Genomic DNA, 24,170 nt, shown 5'->3' with positions numbered 1-24,170 from the left:
GAATTGAATCATGGAAAGAAGAATTAAGATTGCGCTCATTGGTGGTGGTATTGCTGGATTAGCTTTAATGACCAACTTAGTAAAAAATAAAAAATTTGATGTGCATTTATATGAGTCAGCAGCACAATTTTCAGAAATTGGTGCAGGCATTTCATTTGGTGCCAATGCTGTTAAAGCAATTGAGCTTTTGGGCTTAGGTGAAGAATATCACGCCATTGCGGATACAGTTGCTGCGCCTTATCAAGATATCTGGTTCCAATGGCGTAATGGCTATACCGATGAATACCTATCGGCTTCGATCGCACCTCAAGTCGGTCAATCTTCTGTGCATCGTGCTGATTTTCTTGATGCACTTATTCCATTCGTTCCTTCACAAAATGCACATTTCAATAAACGTGTACAATCTGTTGAAGCTTCAAGCGCTGGTGTTCGTTTAACTTTCCAAGATGGTGAAGTGGTTGAAGCAGATTACGTGATTGGTTGTGATGGTATCCATTCTGTTGTGCGTGATCATGTATTGGCATCGCATCAACTTCCAAAAGTCGATCCTCAATTTTCAGGAACATGGGCTTATCGCGGCATTATCAAATATTTAGATTTTAAACAGGTCATTGCAGAACTTGGACACGATCCTGAACTTGCAGATGTCCCACAAATGTTATTGGGTAAAGACAAACACATCTTAACTTTCCCTATTCGTAAAGGTGAAGAAATCAATATTGTTGCCTTTAAATCAGATCGCAAGAATACAACTCTGCCAGAAGGTACCCCTTGGACACGACCAACAACCAAAACTGAAATGCTAGCTGATTTTGCGGATTGGAGTGAGAGCTGTCGCGCATTACTGAACTTAATTGAAAAACCTACCATCTGGGCCCTTCATGAGATTGAGCCACTTAAGACCTATCAAAACAGCGAACACAATGTCATTTTGATTGGTGATGCAGCACATGCGATGTTGCCACACCAAGGAGCTGGTGCTGGTCAAGGTCTTGAAGATGCTTTAATTCTTTCTGCATTATTCAAACATCTGGAACATCACTCAGCGCAAATCTGCACTGAAGACCTTGCACAACTCTCTCATGTCTATGAGCAACTGCGCAAAGAGCGTGCCATCCGTGTACAAAACACATCACGAGAATCTGGTGAGATTTACGAATTATATTCACCCCTGTATCCAGACTTTGACAGTGTAGGTCAACATTTGGCACACCGTTTTGATTGGTTATGGCAACACGATTTAGAAAAAGACGTTGTACTCGCACAACATCGCTTAGGCCAAGCAATAGAGAAACATCTCGTGGCTGAAGCCATATAAATAAGCAAAAACATTAACAGGACTGTTATCAACCGATTCATTGACCAGGGAGGTCTCCATGAATACGTTAAATGCAAATGAAATTATTGATCATGCCAAACTCAAAGCCATTCACTGGCGAGTCATCTTACTCAGCGCATTGATTATTATTTTTGATGGCTATGACTTAGTCATCTACGGTGTGGCATTGCCTAAACTCATGCAAGAATGGGCAATCGATCCAATGACGGCGGGCTTCTTAGGAAGTCTTGCCCTCTTTGGCATGATGTTTGGAGCCATCATTTTTGGCAGTATGAGTGACAAACTTGAAAAATATGGCTTTAGCCGTAAAAAACTGATTGCAGTTTGTATTGTCATTTTTAGTGGTTTTACCGTGATGTGTGGCCTAGCGAGCAATCCTCAAGAGTTCGGAATCTATCGCTTTATTGCTGGCTTAGGTCTTGGTGGCGTGATGCCGAACGTTATTACACTAATGACAGAGTATGCGCCTAAGCGTTTACGCTCCACCTTAGTATCATTGATGTTTAGTGGTTACGCTGTAGGCGGAATGTGTTCTGCCATTTTAGGCATGTGGCTAGTACCGCAATTTGGCTGGAAAATCATGTTTATGATTGCAGGTATTCCACTCATTCTATTGCCAATCATTTGGAAATTATTGCCTGAATCCATCGATTATTTGGTTCGTCAAAATAAACATAAAGAAGCTGCTCATATCTTAGAACAAATTGACACAAATCTAAGAATCCCTGCTGATATGCGCATTAGTCTGCATCAAGAAAACCAAGAATCGTCTAAATCACCAGTGAAAGACTTATTTACTGAAAGTCGTGGTGTAACCACTGTTCTATTCTGGGCAAGTGTCTTTATGGCATTGGTATTGGTATACGCGCTTGGTAACTGGTTACCTAAACTGATGATGGAAGCTGGCTACAACCTCTCTACCAGTTTAGTGTTCCTATTTGCGCTCAATATTGGCGGTATGCTGGGTGCAATTTTTGGTGGTTTTTTTGCTGATAAATTCAGTTTACCTAAAGTTCTTTGTACCTTGTTTGTGAGCGGCGCAATTTCCCTATTCTTGTTAAGCTATAACTTACCAACCATGGTGCTTTACTTCTGTGTAGCAGTCGCAGGTGCAGCATCGATTGGCGGACAAATTTTATTGTTGGCTTATATGTCACAATATTATTCATCTAACATACGTGCAACAGGTCTAGGTATGGCACTTGGCGTAGGTCGTTTAGGCGCGATCTTGGGTCCGATCTTATGTGGATGGTTACTCAGCCTTAATTTGCCAGTGCAATATAATTTCATTGCATTATCTATCCCCTGTATGATTGCAGTGATCAGTGTGACTGCGATCCATCTGCGCAATAAAAAAATTGCAGGCGCAGCAAATGACGTTAAAAACGTGGCTTATGAGTAAATGATTCATCAATAACATCTAAGTCATTAAAAATAAAAGAGAGAGTTAACTCTCTCTTTTTTTGTTACAGTGGTTATTCGATATAGCGACTGTCTCTAAATATTTACAAGGAATGTAAAGTTGATCGATTTAAGTCTGATTAAAGTTTTTATTATTATTTATCAAACTCAAAATATCAGTCACGCCGCAGAGCGCTTGAATCTCAGCCAACCTTCCGTCACCTATAATTTAAATCGACTGCGGAAAATGCTGAATGATCAGCTTTTTGTACGTGACAAGTTTGGTGTTAAACCCACAAAGCTTGCACAAAGTCTTTATCCAAGTTTCTACGAAGCGATTGTTAAAATTGATATGGCGATTGATTCTGCCAAGCATTTTGACCCGTTAACCTCTTTAAAAGTATTTCGTTTAGGCATTTCTGATTTAGGAGAAATTTGTTTACTTCCCTCGCTGATTGAATATTTAGAACAACATGCTCCCAATATCAAACTTGAAATTGAGGAAATTCACTCAGAAAAAGTAGAGGAATGGCTGGTTGAAGGCTTTTTGGATGTGGCTGTTTTTAATAGCAGTCACACCATTATGCCCAAAATTGAATCTCGAAATTTGTTTGAGGAACGTTATGTGTGTATCGCTAAAAAAGAGCATCCGCGCATACAGCAGAAGCTCAGCATGGAAGCGTATTTATCGGAAAAACATGTTGCGATCAAATCGAGTACTGGTCATATTGAAATTGATCAGCGTTTAAAAGAACTTGGTCATTCTCGTCAGATCATGCTTGAAGTCCCCCACTTCAGTGTTTTGCAGAACGTGGTAAAACACTCAGAACTTCTGGTTACTCTGCCTTCGAGAGCCGCGAAGGTTTATCAGCAGCATACGGATATTCAAATTTTTGAACTCCCTTTTGAGGTTCGTCCATTCAATGTCAGTGTTAACTGGTATAACCATAAGGATGACTTAGACGCACGTAAGTGGTTTTGTAAGATTCTAAAAAATATTTTCAGCACGCTCTAAGTTCCCACTCAGACATAAAAAAGGCTCGTCTATACGAGCCTTTTTTTAATAATTTAAATCCATGATGGGCACTACTTATCCAAAATAGATTCAAATGCTTTTAGACGTTTACGGATAGAAAGTAGCTCAATAATCGTTTTCCACGAACTCACCAAGTATTGGAATGACTCACGAACACGATTGAATACACCCATAATTTGTTGGATCAATCCCAGTGTCAACAGGCCTGCTGCAATCGCGGGGAACAACACAAATAACATATAGAGATTGTCCAATTGCCCATACCAACGTGCAAACAAGTTGAAATAGGCATAATGGAAATACAATTTAAAATAGTTAGCACGAATATTCTTAAAAAGTTGTTTTAAGGTTGCAGGTTGCGCACGATTTTCATGGTCTTCGCCGTACACCAACTCTTTACGATATGCCGCTTCCACTTTTTGATTATTAAATTCTAATCCTGGCAGTTTCATACCCACCACCATTAATAAGACAGTTCCAAATACCGCCCATCCAATCGCTGCCCATACTAAAGAATATTGCAACTCACCAATAAATGGTAAAACAGGCACTTTCGCAGACAATGCAAATAATAAAGGAAGAAAGGCAATTAACATCAGTACTGCACGGACTAACTCAACCCCTAAATCCTCAACGATCGTTGCAAAACGCATGGTGTCTTCCTGTACACGTTGCGAAGCACCTTCGATATGACGCAATTTCTCCCAATGCTGAACATAGTATTCGTTCATTGCTGTACGCCATCTAAAAATATAGTGACTGGTAAAGAAAGCGCTGATGACGCCTGATGTCACTGAAATACTGGCCAAGCTGATAAAGGTCCATGATTCCGCATAGAGTTTATCCACCTCACCACCACCAGAATTTAAAATCTGTTGAATAGCATCCCAAAATGGTACATACCATGCATTCACAGCAACGCTGACTTGTACTGTTAACCAAATATTAAAAAGGATAAATGCAGATCCCCATACTGACCAACGCTGCCACGGATTGTCTGATTTTATTTTCCAAAACAGTGCAAATAAGGCGGTCGCCACCAAGAACCATAGATAGAACCACAAAAATTGTGGTGACCAAAAACGACTGATATTAATCGCAAGTTCAGCTTCTGCATAACCTTGAGGAAAACCTAAATATTCGCCCCATTGTTTTCCATCCGCAAAAAACCATAAAGCGAGATTAATAAAAAACCACAAGACGACAGAGAGAAAAAACCACTTTGGGTTCGGAAAAAATGACTTAAACATTCAGCGCTTATATCCCTAATTTTGTTTGAATGAATTTTCTGAATAGTAATCCTAATTCTGCTGAGTCGGTGCGTTTTTTAGAAATTTTTTGTTATATCTATTGCACGCTCAGGATTGTTGTAACATAAAAAAGCCCCGCAATGCAGGGCTTTTCATCGACTTTAATTAATCGCGAGTTTTTACATCGTACAATTCAATTTCAAAGATTAAATTAGAATTGGCTGGAATAATATTCCCCATTTTACGCTCACCATAAGCCAAATGTGCAGGCACAATCAGTTTACGCTTACCCCCAACTTTCATTCCAATAATACCTTGATCCCAACCTTTAATGACACGACCTGTACCAATCACAGTCTCAAAGTAATTACCACGGTCTAATGATGAATCAAATTTCGTACCATCTTCCAACCAACCAGTATAATGCGTGGTAATTAAAGCACCTTTTACAGCCTCTTTACCTTCACCTACCACCAAGTCAATAATTTCTAATTCAGCCGTCATGTGCTTACTCCAAATTTAATCGTTAAAATCTTAGTGGCTTACTGTAATTGAGTCCACTCAATCTCAGCTTGACCTTGATCTGAAATCAATGTCCACTCGCCATCCATCACATTCAATTGCAGTTGCATTGTACGTTCGCACAATGCTTGGATTTGTGCCGTTGTTTTTTCACTGAGTTGCCAGATTTGCACATTTTTCAATGTTTTCAATTTACTGTTGCGCTTATACCATTCATCCACTGATGATCCATAAGTGACCACCGCAACTTCCTTACAACGCGCACTCGCTTTTTTTACTTTATCTTCGTCTGGACTACCCACTTCAATCCATTTTTCTAACTGACCCGTTAAATCTTTCTGCCAAAGTGCTGGCTCATCAGTTTCAAATAAATCTTTAGTAAATTCTAAATGCTCATCTGCAAAACGAGCATATGCCAATACTCGAACCATCAAACGTTCAATCGTTTCCGACGGATGTAGAGCCATCGTTAACTGATAGTCGCCATATTGATGAACATCCATATTGGCTATGTTTAAATCTGCTTTATAAATCGTCGCTTTTAACGCCATAAGGGGTATCCTCAAATTTGGTGCTAAGCATACCCGATTCAGCGTACATTGAGAAAATGCTTTTCAATCCGTCTGTATTCTGAGTTGAATGATCTAACGATTTTATTGATCATCGATTCGCGCCTTAAGAATTGATTGCTCTAAATGCTCCCAATCTAGATTCTGCTGGGTTATCACTTCAATCCTATTATCAGTATTCTCTTCGCCTGATTTGTAATTGAATTGTTCAGGATTAAAATTGAATGTCATCCAACCTTGGTTGGTATTGAAGATGCCTTTAATACGTACCCAGTGTTTTAGCTCACAAAGGATGTCTAATAATTCATAAAAATCAAACTGCCAACGTTTTGGAAGCTTCCATCCTGCCACAATATACCCTTGAGCCTGTTCGACGTAATGATATGGAAGTTGCTTTACAGCTGGCATTTCCTCATCAGCTTTGAACTGTCGCTGAACCTTGAATAAGGGTTGCATTGAACGCTGAATTCCCACATAAGGATAATCAATTTGTTCTAAGCGAATATTGCCTTGATCAGCTTCAAGCCAATGTGGAATATAAGCTAAATATTGTTGTTTTAAATCAGCCAATTCTTTTCGATCCATGTCATTCATGTCCGAAGCATGAGACACAACCACAACTTGAGCCGCTTTTAACTGATCTTGATATAAACTCTGCCTCATCCAATCAGAGTCATGTAAACGAGATCCATCAATCACGGTCACTACAGAACGCATGGCAACTAGATGTTGCCAATGTGGTTCAGTCAGTTGTTCAACCAACTGTGCAGGATGACCCAACCCTGTCGGCTCTATAAATAGCCGATCTGGGTGAGATTCTTGTAATAACCGAGACAATGCAATTTGCATTGGCAATTGACTTGTACAACACAGACATCCACCCAATAGCTCTTTGATTTCATAGCCATCATTATTTGGCAATAACTGTTGATCAACGCCAATTTGACCAAACTCATTCATCAATACAGCCCATCGCTCATTTTTAGGTTTAAATTTGAGAAGTTGTTGTAAAAGCGTGGTTTTCCCTGCACCTAAAAAACCTGTAATGATATGTGTAGGCACTGACTGAGTTGCAAGTACTTTCAAAATGGATCTCTGAATTTGAAGAGGTGTACGGATTCTTGTCGGAATTTATCTAAAAAACAAGTCTAGGATAATTTTCCTCATAATGTATATGAATGCATGAATTCAAAAGACTAAATGATTGGAATTAAATAGGATAAGTGAACTGTTGAATCAAAATTAAAAATATGTAAATCTATTTCACAGATCATTACTCTGAATTTAATTCAAAACTTCAATTTTGATTTTCTAATCGAACCTTTTCAAATGTAAAACTAAGTAAAAAAATTGCTGTTTTTTTCTTCACCATGACATATTTTTTGACAACTTTATGAGGCATATTGACTCTCATTGAGACAAAAAAAATACATTACACCTTGGTTTGTTAGTCGTGCGTTAACTATCGTGTTTCACTTTGTTGCATTGATTGCCCAATTGAGCTTCTGGACTTAGGATGAATTTCGTTGACTCGCTAACCGTATTAGAGGCGATTCAGCTTTTAACATTTTACGCGATGATCTAGATTTAATTTCATATTCGCTTCTCTCCTCGGAAAGCTTATGAGATTAAATTCTAATTTATTTTATTGAATAAGGATGCCACTCATGAATTTAGTTAAAACTTTATTAGCAACTACACTTGCCTTCACAGCTTTCTCAACATTTGCTGCAACAGAAGCAAAAGATGAAAAAAAACAGGAAGTGTTGATTTCTTCTCAAGAACAACCAGTGAATGCTGAAACTACTGCTGCTGGTCAACCAACAGCTGCTCAACCGGGTACAGAGGTTGCAGCTGAAGAAGGTACTGAAGCTCCTGTAGCTCAACCTGCTCAGTAATTAATCAAAAATAAATTGACTGAATTTTAGACCGAGTCTTCCGCCGATGGCTTGATCTGATTAAAAGTAGAGCTTTGCTACAGCTCTACTTTTTTATGCCTGTTTTTTTGAATGATTCTCTATAAATTACGATAAACACATATACATAATTATTATAAAACGATATAAATGACAAATAAATCACATATTTTAACCAAAAAGCCAATTTAATTCTAAGCACGTGACATGAAAATGAAGAAATTTCTTGGGATAGCTATACTCAGCCTATGGCTGGTTGCATGTTCCAAACCTTTACCAGAGGATAAACTGGATTATGTAGGACATTGGATTAGCGCTGACAGTCGTGTTCAATTGAATATTACTGCTAATGGTCGTATAGAATATAGTAACAATCAGCTCAGTAAAAAAACCGCCGTTTCAGCTCCAATTAAACAGTTTTCAGATACTGGATTTGAAACAGGTTTAGGTCCTATCAACACGAAATTTATTGTCACTCGTCACCCCTACAAGGATGCACAAGGGAATTGGTACATGATTGTCGATGGACATACCCTCGCCAAGCTACAAAATCCATAAAAAAAGACTTCACCATGTGAAGTCTTTTTTCTTAAACCGATTTCTTATATATGCTGCAAGAAGGATGATGATTTTCATTCAAACGAGCAATTTTACGATGCTCAGCAGCTTCAAAACGACAGCGTTTCCAGTCATTATCTAGGTTTAGCGGTGGAATTTGTTTTGGTTTCCCATGTTCATCCACAGCGACCATTGTGAAATAACAACTATTGGTATGTCGTACCGTACGTTTTTGAATATTTTGTGCTTCAACGCGGATCCCAATTTCCATTGAGGTACGCCCCACATGATTCACACTGGCTAAAAAAGTCACCAACTCACCCACGTGGATTGGTTCTTTAAAGTTCACTTTATCAACAGATAAAGTTACCACATAAGAACCTGAATATCGACTTGCACACGCATAAGCAACTTGGTCAAGCAGCTTTAAAATTGTTCCACCATGTACATTACCTGAGAAATTCGCCATATCCGGCGTCATTAATACAGACATCGTTAATTCAGACTGATCATCTGCAAGCGGTAACGCTTGGTTAAATTCGGACATAAATATTAGAACTCAATCATGACAGGAGATTTAATACACTATTATAACTTTTTTCTTGATTATAAAATGTTTAAATCAGAAACAAACTCCAATAATTTCAAGACTTGATAGCTTAAAAGTATCAGAGGAAATCATTCACTCTCAGAAACTATGATAAATTTGCTTAAAATTTATTCATCTTTGACTAAACGAAGCATCTCAGCAGAAATATTATCGTATTTTAACTTTAACGATGCTTGATTCTTGACTTGGATTTCATAGGTTTCATCATAGTTAATTCGTATTATTTCGAATGTAATATCTGAATTTGACGCTAAATAAACAATTTGACCAACTTGAAAAACTGACACACTACACCTTAATTTATATTTCATCTTTTTAAGGGTTAGATAAAGTACTAACCCTCATTTTTATGACCCCAATATAACAATCATTCAATTTATAACAATGATTTTACTTATTTTTTATATATATTTTATGAGACAATTAAGATCTGATTCAATTTAGCAATTTAAACAAACAGCTCTTTTACTATCATCATGGGCAGGATACTGATGAGCATCATATTGTCCTATCGTCCGATGACGTATCTGATCTAATAAACTAACTTTGTTCAATGCTGCAGTCATACCTGCTTGAATCGTATTTTCACGACCCTTAACATCAAAGATATGTGCTTTTTCTCTTAGATCTGGCTGTATCACAATATCTGCATTTTTTAGCTCGTTATACGCGATCTTATTTTGCATAATATTTATATTTTGATTAAACATCCCCCACACATTCGAGGTTTCCGTGTGCTCTGGCTGGGCCAAAATATCAACAGCAATGACAATATCTGCCCCTAATTCTCTCGCCACATTGACTGGTACAGGGCTCACTAAACCGCCATCAACATAATCCTTATCAGCAATTTTTACGGGAATAAACATACTTGGAATAGAGATAGAAGCTCTCACTGCTTGCCCAGTATTACCATAGTTAAATACTGTTAAATTTCCATTTTTTAACTCTGTTGCCACCACATACATTGGAATAGGAAGCTGTTCTAAGGGCATAAAGTCCACTTGTTTATTGACATAGTTCTCAACCTTAGCGCCATCAAAAAATCCTTGAATACCAATGTTAAAATCACGTACATCATTGACTTGCATATTTAATGCAACTTCACGTAACGATTTTACTGATTTTCCACTGGCATATATTGACCCGACTATACTCCCTGCGCTGGTACCAACAATAAAATCAGGCTTGATTCCACGTTGCTCTAAAACTTCAATGACACCAATATGCGCATAGCCTCGCGCTCCCCCACTACCAAGCACCAATGCAATACTTGGAGCATCAGTTTTCTTATGCTTATTTTTAATGATATGAGATGAAGCATTCACCAAAGGTGTAGACACAGATTTTGAAAGCTGAGCTTTGGCTACAACCTGTTGACAGGCTTGTAAGCCAATCAAAGGTAAGAGGGAAATCAGGAGTACAAACTTCTTCATTGCATCAGAAATTAAAAATCAAAACTGAATGAAAGCATATCATTGACAAGTCGTCTGTATGAATTTTTTATGACAAAAAGCCCCAGATGCGGGGCTTTTTGTACATGACATTTTATTAAGAAGATTTTATGTTAAGCAAAGAATTTTAAAATCATCTGAATTACAGTTGCATTAATTAAGTCAACAAAAAATGCGCCACATAAAGGTACAATGAGGAATGCTTTATGTGAAGGACCATACATATTTGTAATCGCCTGCATGTTTGCAACAGCTGTTGGTGTTGCTCCCATACCGAAACCACAGTGACCTGCTGCAAGAACTGCTGCATCGTAGTTTTTACCCATCACACGGAAAGTGATAAATGCTGCGTACAAAGCCATAGTTAAGGTTTGAGCTGTTAAGATTACAACCAATGGGCCTGCAAGATCAGCCAATTGCCACAACTTAAGTGAAAGAAGTGCCATTGCTAGGTATAAGGATAAAGAGGCATTACCAAATACATCAATTGCACGATCGAAGATTTCCACTTTCATGAGACCTTCGAGGATGTTACGCAGGATAACACCACCACCTAATGCCCAAACGAAAGTTGGAAGCTCAAACCAAGTGCCTTTACTATAACCTGTCATAAATTCAGCAAATGCCAAACACGCAGCAAACAACCCTAATGTGGTAATCGCATTATCCGCAGTGATTAAACGAACTTGATTACGGTTTTCAAAAGGCACAAACTCGCCTTGATCATTCGGATTTGCAATTGCATTCGCATCACGTGTGTCTTTTTCAACCGAATTAGTCACTGGTGATGAGAGCTGGTGCTTATTAATCAATAATTTCGCTAATGGACCACCAATCAAACCACCAATAATCAAACCAAATGTCGCACTTGCCATACCCAGTGCTAAAGCACCTTGAATACCATGCTCTACTTCTAAAATCTCACCCCATGCACCAGCAGTACCATGACCACCCGTTAAGGTAATAGAACCTGCAATTAAACCAATAAGTGGATCAATACCAAGTAACGTTGCAAGGCTCATACCGACAAAGTTTTGTACGATAATAAATGATGCGACACAGACCAGGAAAATCACCAGTCCCATACCACCTTCTTTGAGTTTGGCGAAGTTTGCACTCAAACCAATCGAGGCAAAAAACACCAACATGAAACTGGTTTGCAATTCACTACTCGTGGTAATGCTGTAGCCCCACAAATTGTGAACAATTAACGAAACTATGGCAGCAACCAAACCACCAGCTACAGGCTCTGGGATATTATATTTTTTTAAGAAGTCGATTTTGTTGACAAGAAAACGGCCAAGCAATAAAACTATTACTGCAGCAATTAACGTGTAAAAAGCGTTAAAAGTAAATTCCATCATTAATTCTCAGCAAATACAGATGACTGTTAAATTCATATTATGCTTGTTTTTTAATCAATAAGATTTATTTCGAATCTCACATCCAAAAATAAACATATCCTTATTCAATATTGATTATCTAAAAGAATAGATAAAATTTTTAATTGAGTAACAATATATTAATTCCTCGATTTCATTGGATTCAATCTTGTTAATAAAAAACATACACTTTTCAAAATAAATCAGTAGCACAAAACGCACTCTATTCTTAGACATGCGTTTTGCTAGATACAATTGATTTATGGCTCAAACAAACACTTAAATATGTTTTAGTGAACTTAAAATGATTAAGAAATTCCTGATGATCAGGACTGCTCACTGTTTAAGCCGAATATTATGCACTTTTTTTTATAATTCGCATTACTTTTGTTTATTCAATCAGCAAAATTCAGATATTCTTTAGTCTGAACTGATGAATGACAAGTGAAAAAAACCGAGACTATGCTCGGTTTTTTATAAATCATGCTTAGAAACTGTATTTCGCCATTAGGCCTACACGGTCATCATTATAGCTCTGACCTGCGAAAGTCTCACGCTTACCATTGATATATTCAACACCTAGATCAACAGGTTTCACAGGTGTGTAAATGAAGTTAATCCAGGCTTGTTGAACAGTTTCATTTGCACTTGGGTTAGTTTTAGCATATCCCGTGCTGTCATCAGCATAATGTGCGCCATAAGCCAGTGTTGAGCGTAACTGAGGTGAGAACTTATATGTAGCACCCACTTGCGTTGCAATAAACTCATTTTGTTCAATGTTGTTATTTGCATCGACAACATAAGCACTATTTGAGCCATATAAATAGTTGCTGTTTCCTTTTACATAAGACACGTCAGCAGATACTTTGAGTGGTTCGCTAATTTGGTAATTTGTACCGATCGCTACACCAAAACCAGTCTTATCATCACCAGCGGTATCAGATTTATAATTTTCGATTAAGGCACGAGCTGAAGCATTACCTTTACCCTCTGCATAAGCTTGCGTGACTTTTGCAGTTAAAGTTGGAAGACGGTATTTAATACCATCTCCAGTAGAATTACCCTCTTCAGCTGAAATAAATAATTGAGTTGTTGGCGCTAATTTGTGAGACCAACGCACTTGCGGTAAACGGTTTGTTCCGCCACCAATGTTGGTACCAAAATCGATCATTTCTGGAGCATGATTTGACAAGAAGTTTGAAGTAGTTTGACCGAATAACCAATTATTTAGTGTTAAATACGCATGACGAATACGTAATGCTTCATTTGAGCCTGCAAAGTCCACTTCTACTTTACCACCAACGTCTGCCCCTTCTACTTTAGATTTGAAATCTAAACCAAGACGTGTTGTTTTTGCAGTTGCACGTAATTTATCTTCAACTAACGGATTATTACTCGTTCCAACGCTGTTTACAGCATTAAAGTCATTGTCAGCACCTTCAATGATATAGTTCGCATCCCCACGTACAAAACCATATAGATTCACTTCAGCACCTGCTTTAGTTTTCAAGTTTGTAGGCGCTGCTGCTACTGGTTGAGCTTTAACTTCAGCCAATTGTACTTGCTGCTGTTGTTGTACTTGATGTTGCTGTTGAATTAAAGCTTTTAACGCTTCAACTTCTTGGCGTAATTTTTGAATTTCATCTTTTTCAGTCGCTGCTTGTGCAGTAGAAACTGCAAAAGTTGCAACTGCGATTGCTAAACTTTTCTTTAAAAATGTTTGATGTTTTGATTGACTCATTAAAAATCTCCAATTATTTCATCTTACATCCGTGCATATATGCTTGGTCAACCTGCTGAATCCCAATCACAACGTTTGATTAATTTAAAATAATCAACGATGCACTAAACTGCTTTTTTTAAAATTTGATGAATTGATTAAAATAAATACGTAACATAATGTGTATTCGTTGTAACTTAATCTAGCAACTTATGTTTCATAATTAAATGTTTTTTATTGTCAAAACCAATTTTCTCAATCACAATTTCTGATGATGAATTGAAAAAAGTTTATATCTGTATAATTTATAAAATCTTTATTTAAAAGCATATTCAAAATTATACCTTAGTCGTAGAGACATCATGGATCATCCAAAATTATTCAAATAGGAGTTGCAATGTCCACAGAACATACTCAAGCCGTTGATGAAGTGATCACTGGCCGCCAATCTATACGTGCCTTTTTAGATCACCCCGTAGACACAAAACTTATCCAAGAAATCTTAGAAGTCGCATCAAGAGCACCTTCTGGCACAAATACTCAACCCTGGAAAGTCTATGTGGTGACAGGCGCACGTCGTCAACGTTTAATTGATCAAGTTTGTCATGCACAAATGCAACTTTATCAAAACCCTGAACTTGCTCAACAATACAACGAGACTTTTGCTTATTATCCAGAAACATGGATTTCCCCGTATATCGATCGTCGTCGTGAAAATGGTTGGGGACTTTATGGAGTGCTGGGCATTCAAAAAGGTGAAAAGGATAAGATGGCTGCACAACATCTTAGAAACTATCAATTATTTGATGCACCTGTTGGCATTTTCTTTACCGTGGATAAAGCCATGGGCATTGGCTCTAAAATGGATATTTCCATGATGATTCAAAATGTTATGCTAGCAGCAAAAGCACGTGGTTTAGACACATGCCCTCAAGCGGCCTGGAATCATTTTCATCAAATCGTCACTGATGTTCTTGAAGCTCCTGCCAACGAAGAGCTCGTTTGTGGAATGGCTTTAGGCTATGCCGACACCGATGCGCTTGTAAATACGTTTAGAACACCTCGAGTTCCAGTTGAAGAGTTTGCTGTTTTCTTGGAAGACTGATTTTTTAAGGATTAAAACACTCATCCAGTTTGAGTGGTTTAATACAGACAAACAGTCAGTTTCAAGCATATAATTCCAATTTAAATTAGATGAATATTCAACTAATATTCATCTATCCCTATCCTCTATTTATAAAGGGTTCTGGTTTGAACAAATGGCTGATTCAGCTTAAAAAAGCAACCTATAATACTTCATTCATGTATAACCTGCGGATGATTGTGGCTTTCGCAGGTACCGCGTTTATTCCCTATCTGTTAGATCAGCAATTGATGACGATTCCATTAACATTAGGAGTTGTTGCTGCTGGGCTGAGCGACATCGATGATCGCTTCTCAGTACGTATCATGAATCTGATTTATACCTATATTGGGTTCTTTATTGCGGCAGCTTCTGTTCAATTGTTATTCCCATATCCTGTGCTTTTTGCTTCAGGCCTGATCATCTCTTGTATTGGTCTCATTTTACTAGGCTCATTAGGCAGACGTTATGCCACCATCTCATATGGTTGCTTAGTAATTTCTGTCTATGCCATGCTAGGTGTTGATATTTTTGACGAATGGTACATGCAACCCAGTCTTTTGGTGATTGGTGCCATTTGGTATGGGATCTTGTCTACGCTTAGTTTCTTGCTTTTTCCTGCTCGACAAGTTCAAGATCAACTCTCGAAAAGCTATTCTTCACTCGGTGATTTCCTTTTTGCTAAATCCAATCTCTTTGATGTGGATATGACAGCGAATAGCTACCAAAAAAGTATGATCAGCTTGTCGCTGGAAAATGGGAAACTAGTAGGTATCTTTAATGATATGAAAACCACACTCCTTACCCGATTAAAAGGAGATCGTGGTCAAAGTGATACCCGTCGCAGCTTACAATATTATTTTATTGCACAGGACATTCACGAGCGCGCTGACTCGGCACATATTGATTATCAACAATTAACCAAAGCCTTTGAACATAGTGATATTTTATTTCGCTTCCAACGTATTCTTACACTGCAAGCAAAAGCCTGTAAAGATTTAAGTGAAAGCATCTTAAATCGCACAACTTACCAGCATAATCCACGTTTTGAACATGCATTTAGTAATCTCAGAAAGTCATTAGAAAAAATCCGTGATGAACAAAAACATGATCTTATCTGGGTCAATGCTCTTTTTGCCTTACTCCAGAACTTAAAAGCCATCGATGCTCAATTACGAAATCTTGAAACTGAACGGCATATTAAATTTGACCGCACTAAACATTTAGAAAACCAACTTAAAGATGACGATCTGAAAGGTTGGGAAGATATCGTTTCTCGTATCAAACAAAATTTAACCCCTGAATCCGTACTCTTTCGACATGCAATTCGTGTTTCCATCGTACTTTTCATCGGATATGTTTTTGTTCAAGTGACCAATATCGAATACGGTTATTGGGTACTGTTAACAGCCCTATTTGTTAGTCAACCAAACTTCAACGCCACAAAACGTCGACTGAGACTCAGGATCATGGGAACACTTGGTGGCATTATTCTTGGTTTTGCAATTCTGTATTTCGTTCCTTCTGTCGAAGGTCAACTTTTATTATTAATTGTGAGTGGTGTCCTATTTTTTGAATTACGCAGTAAGCAATATGCGCAAGCCACTGCCTTTATTACGATCTTAGCCTTAATTAATTTCAATTTGGACGGTTTAGGTTTTCAAGCGGCATTTCCTCGAATGTTAGATACTTTAATTGGCTGTGCATTGGCATGGTTTGGGGTGAGCTTTATTTTTCCAGATTGGAAATTCAGACGACTCCCCCATTCAATCAGACGTTCACTTGAAGCTCAATGCCAGTATCTTACTGAAGTCGTCCAACAGTACCATCATGGACGTAATAACAGTTTGAACTACCGCGTAGTCCGCCGCACTGCACATAATCGTGATGCTGATGTTGCATCACTCATATCGACATTAGCAACAGAACCTGATTTTGATCCAACACAAAAAGCTTTAGCATTTGAGTTCCTCTGTCTCAATCATACATTTATCAGCTATATTGCTGCGCTAGGTGCACACCGTGAAAAAATTCAAGATCAGTCAACATTAGAGCTACTTCAGCAAGCGTTAAATGATATCCAAGGTGCTTTTTTGCGAGATGAATTCCCTGAGCTAAATCTGACAAATTTGGAGTCCGCGATTCGTGAACGTTTGAATAAAGATGATCAGGATTCACATAAATCATTGATTGTTTTACAGCAACTTTCTTTAATGCTTGGTGTATTAAGACGATTGAGTACCTTAAAACAAAGTTTAAGTCATGAACATGATACTCAATCCAGCGCATTGGCATCACTGTAAATGTTGAATTTTCAAGGCAGTAAATTAGTACAATATACTCCCTGATTGTATTAATTTAATGCTAAACTCTGCTCAGATATACACATTTTGTTAACGAAACTATGACTGCAAAAAACTTATACGCCTACACTTTACAACCCGTTCCTTACGAGGTTACTGAAGCTGAACAACGCCATGCGCAACTCGCAATCTGGCGCAGCACAAATAAAATTGGAACTAAAGCTTGGGCTATTATGGGTGCAATTACTGCGCTTGCAATTTTGGGTCTAATTTTTATTAAAAATTACTCTACTGTATTTTGCTGGGTGGCTTTAGTCTGTGTGCTGACATACTTTTTAGTGCGAAAGTTTGGACTAGAATGGTACGCTAAACGTAAAATGAATGAGTTTCCAGTACAAGAAATTACTGGAATTAAATTAGGTGTTCAGCCTCATGGTATCGTGATGCGTCAAAAAATGGGACTACAAGAAGGTGTAGGTTCAATTGGTTGGAAAGATATCTATGAGTGGTATAACACGCCAGATTTCATTTTGGTGAACTTTAAAGTTAAAGGTCAGCAAGGCGCTTATATCTTGCCAAAACGAATGAACAGCAAAAATTTCTCTTTCGAGACCATCCGTAAACATCTCAAAGAAAGCGTTGGTGAGCCAAAATCACTGTAAATACGGCTTTATATTAAAACCTCCAACTTTGGAGGTTTTTTTATCACAATTTTTTATATGAGAATGAGAATAAATATTATCTTCAAATACATTCCACTTTTTTTGAGTTAGGTTATAATCGCACCATTCAAAAATTCCAATTCACTCAGACCCTTATGTTCAAGAAAATATTTTTCCAGTTACACTGGTTTTTCGGAATAACAGCAGGCCTTATTTTGGCACTTATGGGTGTCACTGGGGCAATATATTCTTATGAGCAGCAAATTATCAAGCTGATCAATCAGGAAAGTTATACAGTTGTTGCTGAACAACGCCCAAAATTAACGCCAGCTGAAATTTATCAACATTTCCAGCAGGAGCATCCTGATCTTAAAATCAATAGCATTACGATTACTGCTCAACCTACTGACTCATCGAGTATCAATGTTGCGAAGGAAGGTGAACGTCGTGGTTTAACCATGATGATTAATCCCTACAGTGCTGAATTACTTCCTGAAATTAAAGGTCGAAAATTCTTCGCATTCGTACAACAACTTCATCGTAACTTGACAGTCGGACCTGTTGGAAAACAAATTACCGGTGCATGTACACTGATTCTTATTTTCTTTGTCCTCAGTGGCTTATATCTACGTTGGCCGAAAAAACACAGTTTCAAACAATGGTTTTCAGTTAAACCCAAATTAAAAGGTCGAAACTTTATTTGGGATTTACACGCAGTCGTTGGAACATGGGTGGCCATTTTCTATCTCATGTTGGCTTGTACAGGTTTATATTGGTCATATGACTGGTGGCGCAACGGCATGTTTAAAGTGCTTGGTGTTGAGCGCCCGCAACCCCAAATGCAAGCGGGTGGTCCTGGTTCAAATGCTGGACCAAACGCTCAACGTGAAGGACGTGAAGGACGTGAAGGACGTGAAGGACGTGAAGGACGTGAAGGACGTGAAGAGCGTAAATCACTCCAAACAGAACACATTCAATTTGCGCTCAACCAATCTTGGTCTACATTTAATCAACAGTTTAAAAATCAATTTTCTTCCGTAACCTTCACCATTCCTAAACGTGCAAACGGTGAATTAGAACTGAGTTTCGTTGATCCTGTTCCGCAACATGAACGTGCTCGTAACAAAGCGACTGTCGACTTAAATACGAATCAATTGAAAGATGTTGAATTGTACGAAGACAAAAAGCTCAATGAAAAAATCATGAGCAGCATGTTACCTGTACACCGTGGCAGCTTCTTTGGTCCTATTTACCAGTTCTTCGCGATGTTAGCTGCACTCGCTATGCCGTTATTCTTTGTGACGGGTTGGATGCTCTACCTCAAACGCCGCAAGCAAAAACAATTGACCCGTGAAGCGAAGCAAAATTTAGCAGTGGTTGATGTTGATCCAAATGCCAAACCTTGGCTCATCGCTTATGCAAGTCAAACTGGTGTATCCGAGCAATTGGCTTGGCGTACAGCTTCAATTCTGCAAGCAGCACGCCAACCCGTCACTGTTAAATCAGTGCAAAGCCTGACCACTAATGAGCTACAAACAGCATCTCAAATTCTAGTGGTCGCGAGTACTTACGGTACAGGTGAAGCTCCAGACTTAGCTGCAAGCTTTGAAAAGAAATTGATGTCTCATCCACTGAATCTAAGTCATGCTCAATTCGCAGTTATGGCACTTGGTTCACGTGAATATCCTGACACTTATTGTAGTTTTGGTCATCGTATTTATGACTGGTTCAATGCATCTGGTGCAACTCCCCTCTTTAATGTGATTGAAGTGGACAATGCCAATAACCAAGATATTCAAAATTGGACAGATGCACTCGCACAAGCTGCTCAATTGGAATTAGCAACACTATCTATTGATAAAGTCTTTGATCAATGGAAACTTCAAAAACGTACACTGCTTAATCCAAACAGTTTGGGTCAACCAGCTTATAATTTAGAGCTTGAGTCTGATCACGACGCGATCTGGCAAGCTGGAGATATTGCGGAAATTCAACCCGGCAATAGCATTGAACGTATTCAAGCATTTTTACAACAGCACAACTTAGATGAGGCTTTAGTTCTCGCAACTACAGGTCAAACCTTAGTTGAAAGCCTGTGGAATAAAAATTTAAATAGCGAGATTCAGCCATTTGCTACAGCTGAGGAACTCGTTGAGCAGCTTGAAAATTTACCTACTCGTGAATATTCGATCGCAAGTATTCCAACTCAAGGCATGATGCGCTTGGTGGTACGTCAACAACGTGATGAACAGCAGCAACTCGGCTTAGGCTCAGGCTGGTTAACACATCATGTTGCGGTTGGTAGTCAGGTACAACTTCGTATTCGAACCAATGAATCATTCCATTTAATTGATGATAATCGACCGATTATTTGTATCGGTAACGGGACAGGAATCGCAGGTCTAATGAGCTTAATTTCAGCTCGCGTACGTTTGGACTACACTGACAACTGGCTCATCTTCGGTGAACGCCAACGCGAACATGATTTCTTTTATAAAGAAACAATCGAAGCTTGGCAAAATACAGCGATGTTAAAGCGTATTGATCTCGCGTTCTCTCGAGACCAACCAGAAAAAGTCTATGTACACCATATTCTGCGTCAAAATGCGGATGAAGTCGTTAAATGGATTCATCAAGGTGCTGTAATCTATGTGTGCGGCAGTATCAATGGTATGGCAAGCGATGTTGATCTAGCCTTAATTGAAATCTTAGGTGAAACTACTGTAGATGAATTAAGACAAGCTGGTCGCTACCGTAGAGACGTTTACTAACACGGTTATTATGATCAAAACCGAGCACGATTTTTATTTAATCTGCTCGGTTTTTTATGCGATATACTTTTTCTCATTTCCCACTAGTGATGACATCGAATGTATATAAGGATTTTAAAATTTTTCGCTTGGTTAATAGCATTGATACTATTAATCGATGGAATCATTTTAATCAGTCAAAATAAAATTCATTTAGGTACTGTACTTCCAGCATTTATTGGCATAATGATCATTGTATGTCTGTTTTTTAATAAGAAAATCCAACACTACCGTTTGAATCATTCTAACTTTAACTTGTTTTGGAAAATGGGATGGACAATTTTTTCCATCTGGTTAATCAGCTTGGCTATTTTTTTTAATTTTTTAGCTAAACCAAATCATTCCCCCATCATGAATACACCACCTGATGCGATTATTATTTTGGGTAGTGGTTTAATCAATAACCAACCCTCCCCAACGCTTCAGGCTCGATTAGACCAAGGTGCAACGATCGCCGCTCAATATTCCAGTAGTTCTATTATTGTAACTGGCGGTTTAGGTTTTGATCAGAAAATTACTGAAGCTGCAGTGATGAAAGCATATTTGATCGACAAGTATCGTATTCACCCACAGCGTATATTTGAAGAAAGTCAAAGCACCAGCACCGAACTCAATTTAAAAAACAGTGTTCCGCTGCTAAACAAAATAGACTTAAACCAAGATAGTCATATTGTGGTTGTCACCAGTGATTTTCATACCCCACGTGCTGCAGCCATTGCCCGATTTCAAGGTTATACCCAAATCACATCAGTCAGTGCTGAAACTCCTTTAACCACACGATATAACGCATGGCTTAGAGAATATTTTGCTTATATTAGTGGCTGGATCTTAAAAGAATACTAAATTTTTTATTTATCATGTATTCGGATTTTTCGAGGAGAAGGAACCCCTTCTCTATTTAATTTTTCAGGTTGATCGATCGATAACTGGTATAGATAAGCTTTTAGGTCAATTAGAAATTGTCGCCCCGATACCAAAACATTTTGACCTTCTGGCATCAAGTTCAGTGACAAGTGAGTATTATGTTGTCGAATATAAGGAACAACTTGTTCAATAAATGGTATCAGTTGGATTTCCTCCACATGATATTTTTCCCACTTATCACGAACCAATAATTGTGCCATTCCTTTACTTTGCCAAACAGCAAGCGTGCGCTGACCAGATGGAGTGGAGCACAATGCCCAACCATCATTATATAAACTATAAACTTTAGCCTGAGCGACAATTGTTTCCATAAATTGTTGGTATTGTTCTTTTGGAGAGACAACTGTAGAGGCAATAGAGGTACTTGAAGGCTTACGCTGGTATGGATTTCTCATAATTCTATTATAAACATGAATTCATCATATTTTATATAAATTATAGAAACTTAAAAGACTTTTTATAGAAAGAATATGGTGGGCGCTGACGGGATCGAACCGCCGACATTCTGCTTGTAAGGCAGACGCTCTACCAACTGAGCTAAGCGCCCTTGAGGAATAAAAATAGCACCGCTATTTTTAAGATGCAAGAAAGAAATCTTGCTGATTTAAACCATTATATCTAGACAAGGGATCTAGAAAATGGCGCAGCGGACGGGACTCGAACCCGCGACCCTCGGCGTGACAGGCCGATATTCTAACCAACTGAACTACCGCTGCAACGGCAACTGCTTACGCAATTAGGGTCATATAAGCTTTGCAGCTTGAATATGGTGGGCGCTGACGGGATCGAACCGCCGACATTCTGCTTGTAAGGCAGACGCTCTACCAACTGAGCTAAGCGCCCTTATTAGGCTTTGATTTTTAGGATGGCGCAGCGGACGGGACTCGAACCCGCGACCCTCGGCGTGACAGGCCGATATTCTAACCAACTGAACTACCGCTGCATCACAAAAAATCTGGTGGGCGCTGACGGGATCGAACCGCCGACATTCTGCTTGTAAGGCAGACGCTCTACCAACTGAGCTAAGCGCCCTTAATAAGGTCATTACATAAAATGGCGCAGCGGACGGGACTCGAACCCGCGACCCTCGGCGTGACAGGCCGATATTCTAACCAACTGAACTACCGCTGCACTTATGTAATATCTCTATTAAAGTACAAACAATCTATTAAGTTTAAAGTGGCGCAGCGGACGGGACTCGAACCCGCGACCCTCGGCGTGACAGGCCGATATTCTAACCAACTGAACTACCGCTGCACTAAAACTTAACGTAAAGGCTTGGTGGGCGCTGACGGGATCGAACCGCCGACATTCTGCTTGTAAGGCAGACGCTCTACCAACTGAGCTAAGCGCCCTTTACGACTTCATCGTTTGTGTGGTGCATTATAGAGAATCCTCAGATACTGTCAAACGCTTTTCTACAGGTTTCTCAGTTTTTCAGTTTGAATGATTAAAAAATAGATCATTTCTCTTGAAAAATCGCTTTTTTGTCTATTATTTGCCTGATTAGAGATATGTTTTTATTTTTATTCAAAGTTTTTATCACAACACATTTTACGATTCTGATTTAAATTTGATCCAATTGGATCTCTTGTTCTGAAATATAGACTAAAGCGCCTTCGTCCAATATATCAAATAGCTCAATGACATCTGCACTGTGCATTCGAATACATCCATGTGATTTAGGAATACCTAAAGGTTCTGACTCTGGCGTACCATGAATATAGATATATCGATTATAGGTATCACAATCCTCCCCTTGATTAAAACCAGGTTCTAAACCTGCTAACCAAAGAATTCGAGTTAGAATCCAGTCACGTTCTGGAAATTGCTCACCAAGTTCCACATCATAGATCTCCCCAGTCCAAATACGTGCTTTAAAAACAGCATTGATTGGGTGGTCATCGCCAATTTTTTGTTCAATGCGATGCCATCCTCTTGGTGTTTTACCTGAATTTTCCTGTTCACCTATACCGTTCAATCCAGTAGACACCAAATAGCTTTTTTTCATACGTGGTACATATAGAACTTGTTTCGCCATATCAATCAGGATATCCGCCTGACTTAGGGTATAACTTTCAAGATTTGGGTTCATACAAAACTCAGCGTTAAATTATTTTTAATCATTTATTTAAACAATATTTTTTGATTCAGGTCTTAACCACAACCAAATCGCGACAATTAGCATGGTGAGATTCGTAAAAATTTTTACTAAATCAGGAGCATTGGTATAAAGCATAAGAATACCGCTGATCAACATCATCATCGAGGCGAGCCATTTTGCTTTGCGTGGAACCGTGCCATGCTCACGCCAATTTCGCAGTGTTGGTCCATATTTAGGATGATTGAGTAGCCAATCATCAACCTGTGGCCAACCTTTTGAAGCAGCCCATGCGGCAAGAATTAAAAAGACTGTGGTTGGCAATCCTGGCAATAGCGCACCAATAAAACCTAGAGTCACAAAAATAATGACCAAGCTCCGCCAAAACACGATTTTCATACCGCAACTCATTCAGTTGAATCTCACTAGTATATATGCTTTTGTGGTAGTGTCTGATTGTAAATTTATTTTCAATTTTGAATTCTAGTTG

At 38.6% G+C, this 24,170-nt stretch carries 22 protein-coding genes and 8 tRNA genes; 10 read left to right on the top strand and 20 right to left on the bottom strand.

The window, feature by feature from the left end; translation table 11 throughout:
• The first annotated feature begins 10 nt into the window (after positions 1 to 10).
• The 3 genes from salA (at position 11) to AC1M83_RS09125 (ending at position 3,755) form a co-directional block, all read left to right on the top strand.
• The gene (gene salA / locus AC1M83_RS09135; RefSeq protein ID WP_481590495.1) at positions 11 to 1,318 is read left to right on the top strand and encodes a salicylate 1-monooxygenase; all 1,308 of its coding nucleotides are present in this window, start codon (positions 11 to 13) and stop codon (positions 1,316 to 1,318) included.
• A gap of 58 nt (positions 1,319 to 1,376) precedes the next feature.
• Positions 1,377 to 2,741: an aromatic acid/H+ symport family MFS transporter gene (locus AC1M83_RS09130; protein WP_481587262.1), complete on the top strand. Its 1,365-nt coding sequence runs from the start codon at positions 1,377 to 1,379 to the stop codon at positions 2,739 to 2,741.
• 123 nt (positions 2,742 to 2,864) lie between these two features.
• On the top strand, positions 2,865 to 3,755 hold the full coding sequence (locus AC1M83_RS09125) for a LysR family transcriptional regulator (protein WP_481590514.1): 891 nt from the start codon (positions 2,865 to 2,867) through the stop codon (positions 3,753 to 3,755).
• A 71-nt stretch (positions 3,756 to 3,826) separates the two neighbouring features.
• Here the strand turns inward: AC1M83_RS09125 and sbmA are convergent, their stop codons facing one another.
• The 4 genes from sbmA to AC1M83_RS09105 all read right to left on the bottom strand — a co-directional run bounded on the left by sbmA (position 3,827) and on the right by AC1M83_RS09105 (position 7,203).
• Positions 3,827 to 5,026 carry a peptide antibiotic transporter SbmA gene (sbmA, locus tag AC1M83_RS09120; protein ID WP_481590494.1) on the bottom strand — a complete coding sequence of 400 codons (1,200 nt, stop codon included), beginning with the start codon at positions 5,024 to 5,026 and terminating at the stop codon, positions 3,827 to 3,829.
• A 165-nt stretch (positions 5,027 to 5,191) separates the two neighbouring features.
• Complete coding sequence (locus AC1M83_RS09115) at positions 5,192 to 5,530, bottom strand: FKBP-type peptidyl-prolyl cis-trans isomerase (RefSeq protein ID WP_035268363.1); 339 nt, start codon at positions 5,528 to 5,530, stop codon at positions 5,192 to 5,194.
• Between the two features lie 38 nt (positions 5,531 to 5,568).
• A complete protein-coding gene (locus AC1M83_RS09110; protein ID WP_035268360.1) occupies positions 5,569 to 6,099 on the bottom strand; it encodes a YaeQ family protein in 531 nt (176 codons plus the stop codon).
• Positions 6,100 to 6,201: 102 nt separating this feature from the next.
• Positions 6,202 to 7,203 (bottom strand): CobW family GTP-binding protein, encoded by a 1,002-nt coding sequence (locus AC1M83_RS09105; protein WP_481590493.1) that lies wholly within the window; start codon positions 7,201 to 7,203, stop codon positions 6,202 to 6,204.
• Positions 7,204 to 7,784: 581 nt separating this feature from the next.
• Here AC1M83_RS09105 and AC1M83_RS09100 point away from each other — a divergent pair.
• Positions 7,785 to 8,015 carry a hypothetical protein gene (locus AC1M83_RS09100; protein WP_035268355.1) on the top strand — a complete coding sequence of 77 codons (231 nt, stop codon included), beginning with the start codon at positions 7,785 to 7,787 and terminating at the stop codon, positions 8,013 to 8,015.
• A 225-nt stretch (positions 8,016 to 8,240) separates the two neighbouring features.
• A complete protein-coding gene (locus AC1M83_RS09095) occupies positions 8,241 to 8,591 on the top strand; it encodes a hypothetical protein (RefSeq protein WP_228143104.1) in 351 nt (116 codons plus the stop codon).
• Between the two features lie 31 nt (positions 8,592 to 8,622).
• On the opposite strand, the gene AC1M83_RS09090 is transcribed toward AC1M83_RS09095, so the two are convergent.
• From AC1M83_RS09090 to AC1M83_RS09070, 5 genes are all read right to left on the bottom strand, one after another.
• Positions 8,623 to 9,138: an acyl-CoA thioesterase gene (locus AC1M83_RS09090; protein WP_035268353.1), complete on the bottom strand. Its 516-nt coding sequence runs from the start codon at positions 9,136 to 9,138 to the stop codon at positions 8,623 to 8,625.
• Between the two features lie 170 nt (positions 9,139 to 9,308).
• The gene (locus AC1M83_RS09085; protein WP_035268348.1) at positions 9,309 to 9,488 is read right to left on the bottom strand and encodes a hypothetical protein; all 180 of its coding nucleotides are present in this window, start codon (positions 9,486 to 9,488) and stop codon (positions 9,309 to 9,311) included.
• Positions 9,489 to 9,641: 153 nt separating this feature from the next.
• Positions 9,642 to 10,637 (bottom strand): patatin-like phospholipase family protein, encoded by a 996-nt coding sequence (locus AC1M83_RS09080; RefSeq protein ID WP_481590492.1) that lies wholly within the window; start codon positions 10,635 to 10,637, stop codon positions 9,642 to 9,644.
• A 131-nt stretch (positions 10,638 to 10,768) separates the two neighbouring features.
• Positions 10,769 to 12,016 carry a sodium/glutamate symporter gene (gene gltS, locus AC1M83_RS09075; protein ID WP_481589128.1) on the bottom strand — a complete coding sequence of 416 codons (1,248 nt, stop codon included), beginning with the start codon at positions 12,014 to 12,016 and terminating at the stop codon, positions 10,769 to 10,771.
• 508 nt (positions 12,017 to 12,524) lie between these two features.
• Positions 12,525 to 13,778, bottom strand: coding sequence for a DcaP family trimeric outer membrane transporter (locus AC1M83_RS09070; RefSeq protein WP_481587266.1), 1,254 nt, complete (start codon positions 13,776 to 13,778; stop codon positions 12,525 to 12,527).
• A 376-nt stretch (positions 13,779 to 14,154) separates the two neighbouring features.
• On the opposite strand from AC1M83_RS09070, the gene AC1M83_RS09065 reads away from it, so the two are divergent.
• From AC1M83_RS09065 to AC1M83_RS09045, 5 genes are all read left to right on the top strand, one after another.
• Positions 14,155 to 14,862: a nitroreductase gene (locus AC1M83_RS09065; protein ID WP_481590491.1), complete on the top strand. Its 708-nt coding sequence runs from the start codon at positions 14,155 to 14,157 to the stop codon at positions 14,860 to 14,862.
• 146 nt (positions 14,863 to 15,008) lie between these two features.
• The gene (yccS, locus tag AC1M83_RS09060) at positions 15,009 to 17,183 is read left to right on the top strand and encodes a YccS family putative transporter (protein WP_180028073.1); all 2,175 of its coding nucleotides are present in this window, start codon (positions 15,009 to 15,011) and stop codon (positions 17,181 to 17,183) included.
• Positions 17,184 to 17,284: 101 nt separating this feature from the next.
• Complete coding sequence (locus tag AC1M83_RS09055; protein ID WP_035268336.1) at positions 17,285 to 17,845, top strand: YcxB family protein; 561 nt, start codon at positions 17,285 to 17,287, stop codon at positions 17,843 to 17,845.
• Between the two features lie 155 nt (positions 17,846 to 18,000).
• Positions 18,001 to 20,616, top strand: a complete 2,616-nt coding sequence (locus tag AC1M83_RS09050; RefSeq protein ID WP_481590490.1) for a PepSY domain-containing protein — start codon at positions 18,001 to 18,003, stop codon at positions 20,614 to 20,616.
• Between the two features lie 99 nt (positions 20,617 to 20,715).
• Positions 20,716 to 21,498, top strand: a complete 783-nt coding sequence (locus tag AC1M83_RS09045; RefSeq protein WP_481590489.1) for a YdcF family protein — start codon at positions 20,716 to 20,718, stop codon at positions 21,496 to 21,498.
• Between the two features lie 5 nt (positions 21,499 to 21,503).
• On the opposite strand, the gene AC1M83_RS09040 is transcribed toward AC1M83_RS09045, so the two are convergent.
• The 11 genes from AC1M83_RS09040 to AC1M83_RS08990 all read right to left on the bottom strand — a co-directional run bounded on the left by AC1M83_RS09040 (position 21,504) and on the right by AC1M83_RS08990 (position 24,079).
• A complete protein-coding gene (locus tag AC1M83_RS09040) occupies positions 21,504 to 21,974 on the bottom strand; it encodes a DUF2750 domain-containing protein (RefSeq protein WP_035268330.1) in 471 nt (156 codons plus the stop codon).
• A 76-nt stretch (positions 21,975 to 22,050) separates the two neighbouring features.
• Positions 22,051 to 22,126 (bottom strand) — tRNA-Val (locus tag AC1M83_RS09035).
• Between the two features lie 92 nt (positions 22,127 to 22,218).
• A tRNA-Asp gene (locus tag AC1M83_RS09030) sits at positions 22,219 to 22,295 on the bottom strand.
• A gap of 51 nt (positions 22,296 to 22,346) precedes the next feature.
• Positions 22,347 to 22,422 (bottom strand) — tRNA-Val (locus AC1M83_RS09025).
• A gap of 23 nt (positions 22,423 to 22,445) precedes the next feature.
• Positions 22,446 to 22,522, bottom strand: a tRNA-Asp gene (locus AC1M83_RS09020).
• A 13-nt stretch (positions 22,523 to 22,535) separates the two neighbouring features.
• A tRNA-Val gene (locus AC1M83_RS09015) sits at positions 22,536 to 22,611 on the bottom strand.
• A 22-nt stretch (positions 22,612 to 22,633) separates the two neighbouring features.
• Positions 22,634 to 22,710: transfer RNA gene (locus AC1M83_RS09010), tRNA-Asp, on the bottom strand.
• Positions 22,711 to 22,759: 49 nt separating this feature from the next.
• A tRNA-Asp gene (locus AC1M83_RS09005) sits at positions 22,760 to 22,836 on the bottom strand.
• A 22-nt stretch (positions 22,837 to 22,858) separates the two neighbouring features.
• A tRNA-Val gene (locus tag AC1M83_RS09000) sits at positions 22,859 to 22,934 on the bottom strand.
• A gap of 212 nt (positions 22,935 to 23,146) precedes the next feature.
• On the bottom strand, positions 23,147 to 23,674 hold the full coding sequence (elsL, locus tag AC1M83_RS08995; protein ID WP_481590488.1) for a cell wall-recycling L,D-carboxypeptidase ElsL: 528 nt from the start codon (positions 23,672 to 23,674) through the stop codon (positions 23,147 to 23,149).
• 36 nt (positions 23,675 to 23,710) lie between these two features.
• Entirely contained in the window at positions 23,711 to 24,079 is a 369-nt protein-coding gene (locus AC1M83_RS08990) for a YbaN family protein (protein WP_035269059.1), read from the bottom strand.
• Between the last annotated feature and the right edge of the window lie 91 nt (positions 24,080 to 24,170).

It is taken from the genome of Acinetobacter sp. 25-47-130, assembly GCF_056779705.1.
Note: the sequence above shows the minus strand (reverse complement) of the source record. Positions and strands in the feature narration are given on the sequence as shown.

What these genes read in the sequence shown, in the direction of transcription:
- salA (WP_481590495.1), top strand. Translation starts at nt 11, where the DNA reads ATGGAAAGAAGAATTAAGATTGCGCTCATTGGTGGTGGTATTGCTGGA.
- AC1M83_RS09130 (WP_481587262.1), top strand. Translation starts at nt 1,377, where the DNA reads ATGAATACGTTAAATGCAAATGAAATTATTGATCATGCCAAACTCAAA.
- sbmA (WP_481590494.1), bottom strand. Translation starts at nt 5,026, where the DNA reads ATGTTTAAGTCATTTTTTCCGAACCCAAAGTGGTTTTTTCTCTCTGTC.
- AC1M83_RS09115 (WP_035268363.1), bottom strand. Translation starts at nt 5,530, where the DNA reads ATGACGGCTGAATTAGAAATTATTGACTTGGTGGTAGGTGAAGGTAAA.
- AC1M83_RS09110 (WP_035268360.1), bottom strand. Translation starts at nt 6,099, where the DNA reads ATGGCGTTAAAAGCGACGATTTATAAAGCAGATTTAAACATAGCCAAT.
- AC1M83_RS09100 (WP_035268355.1), top strand. Translation starts at nt 7,785, where the DNA reads ATGAATTTAGTTAAAACTTTATTAGCAACTACACTTGCCTTCACAGCT.
- AC1M83_RS09095 (WP_228143104.1), top strand. Translation starts at nt 8,241, where the DNA reads ATGAAAATGAAGAAATTTCTTGGGATAGCTATACTCAGCCTATGGCTG.
- AC1M83_RS09090 (WP_035268353.1), bottom strand. Translation starts at nt 9,138, where the DNA reads ATGTCCGAATTTAACCAAGCGTTACCGCTTGCAGATGATCAGTCTGAA.
- AC1M83_RS09080 (WP_481590492.1), bottom strand. Translation starts at nt 10,637, where the DNA reads ATGAAGAAGTTTGTACTCCTGATTTCCCTCTTACCTTTGATTGGCTTA.
- gltS (WP_481589128.1), bottom strand. Translation starts at nt 12,016, where the DNA reads ATGGAATTTACTTTTAACGCTTTTTACACGTTAATTGCTGCAGTAATA.
- AC1M83_RS09070 (WP_481587266.1), bottom strand. Translation starts at nt 13,778, where the DNA reads ATGAGTCAATCAAAACATCAAACATTTTTAAAGAAAAGTTTAGCAATC.
- AC1M83_RS09065 (WP_481590491.1), top strand. Translation starts at nt 14,155, where the DNA reads ATGTCCACAGAACATACTCAAGCCGTTGATGAAGTGATCACTGGCCGC.
- AC1M83_RS09055 (WP_035268336.1), top strand. Translation starts at nt 17,285, where the DNA reads ATGACTGCAAAAAACTTATACGCCTACACTTTACAACCCGTTCCTTAC.
- AC1M83_RS09050 (WP_481590490.1), top strand. Translation starts at nt 18,001, where the DNA reads ATGTTCAAGAAAATATTTTTCCAGTTACACTGGTTTTTCGGAATAACA.
- AC1M83_RS09045 (WP_481590489.1), top strand. Translation starts at nt 20,716, where the DNA reads ATGTATATAAGGATTTTAAAATTTTTCGCTTGGTTAATAGCATTGATA.
- AC1M83_RS09040 (WP_035268330.1), bottom strand. Translation starts at nt 21,974, where the DNA reads ATGAGAAATCCATACCAGCGTAAGCCTTCAAGTACCTCTATTGCCTCT.
- elsL (WP_481590488.1), bottom strand. Translation starts at nt 23,674, where the DNA reads ATGAACCCAAATCTTGAAAGTTATACCCTAAGTCAGGCGGATATCCTG.
- AC1M83_RS08990 (WP_035269059.1), bottom strand. Translation starts at nt 24,079, where the DNA reads ATGAAAATCGTGTTTTGGCGGAGCTTGGTCATTATTTTTGTGACTCTA.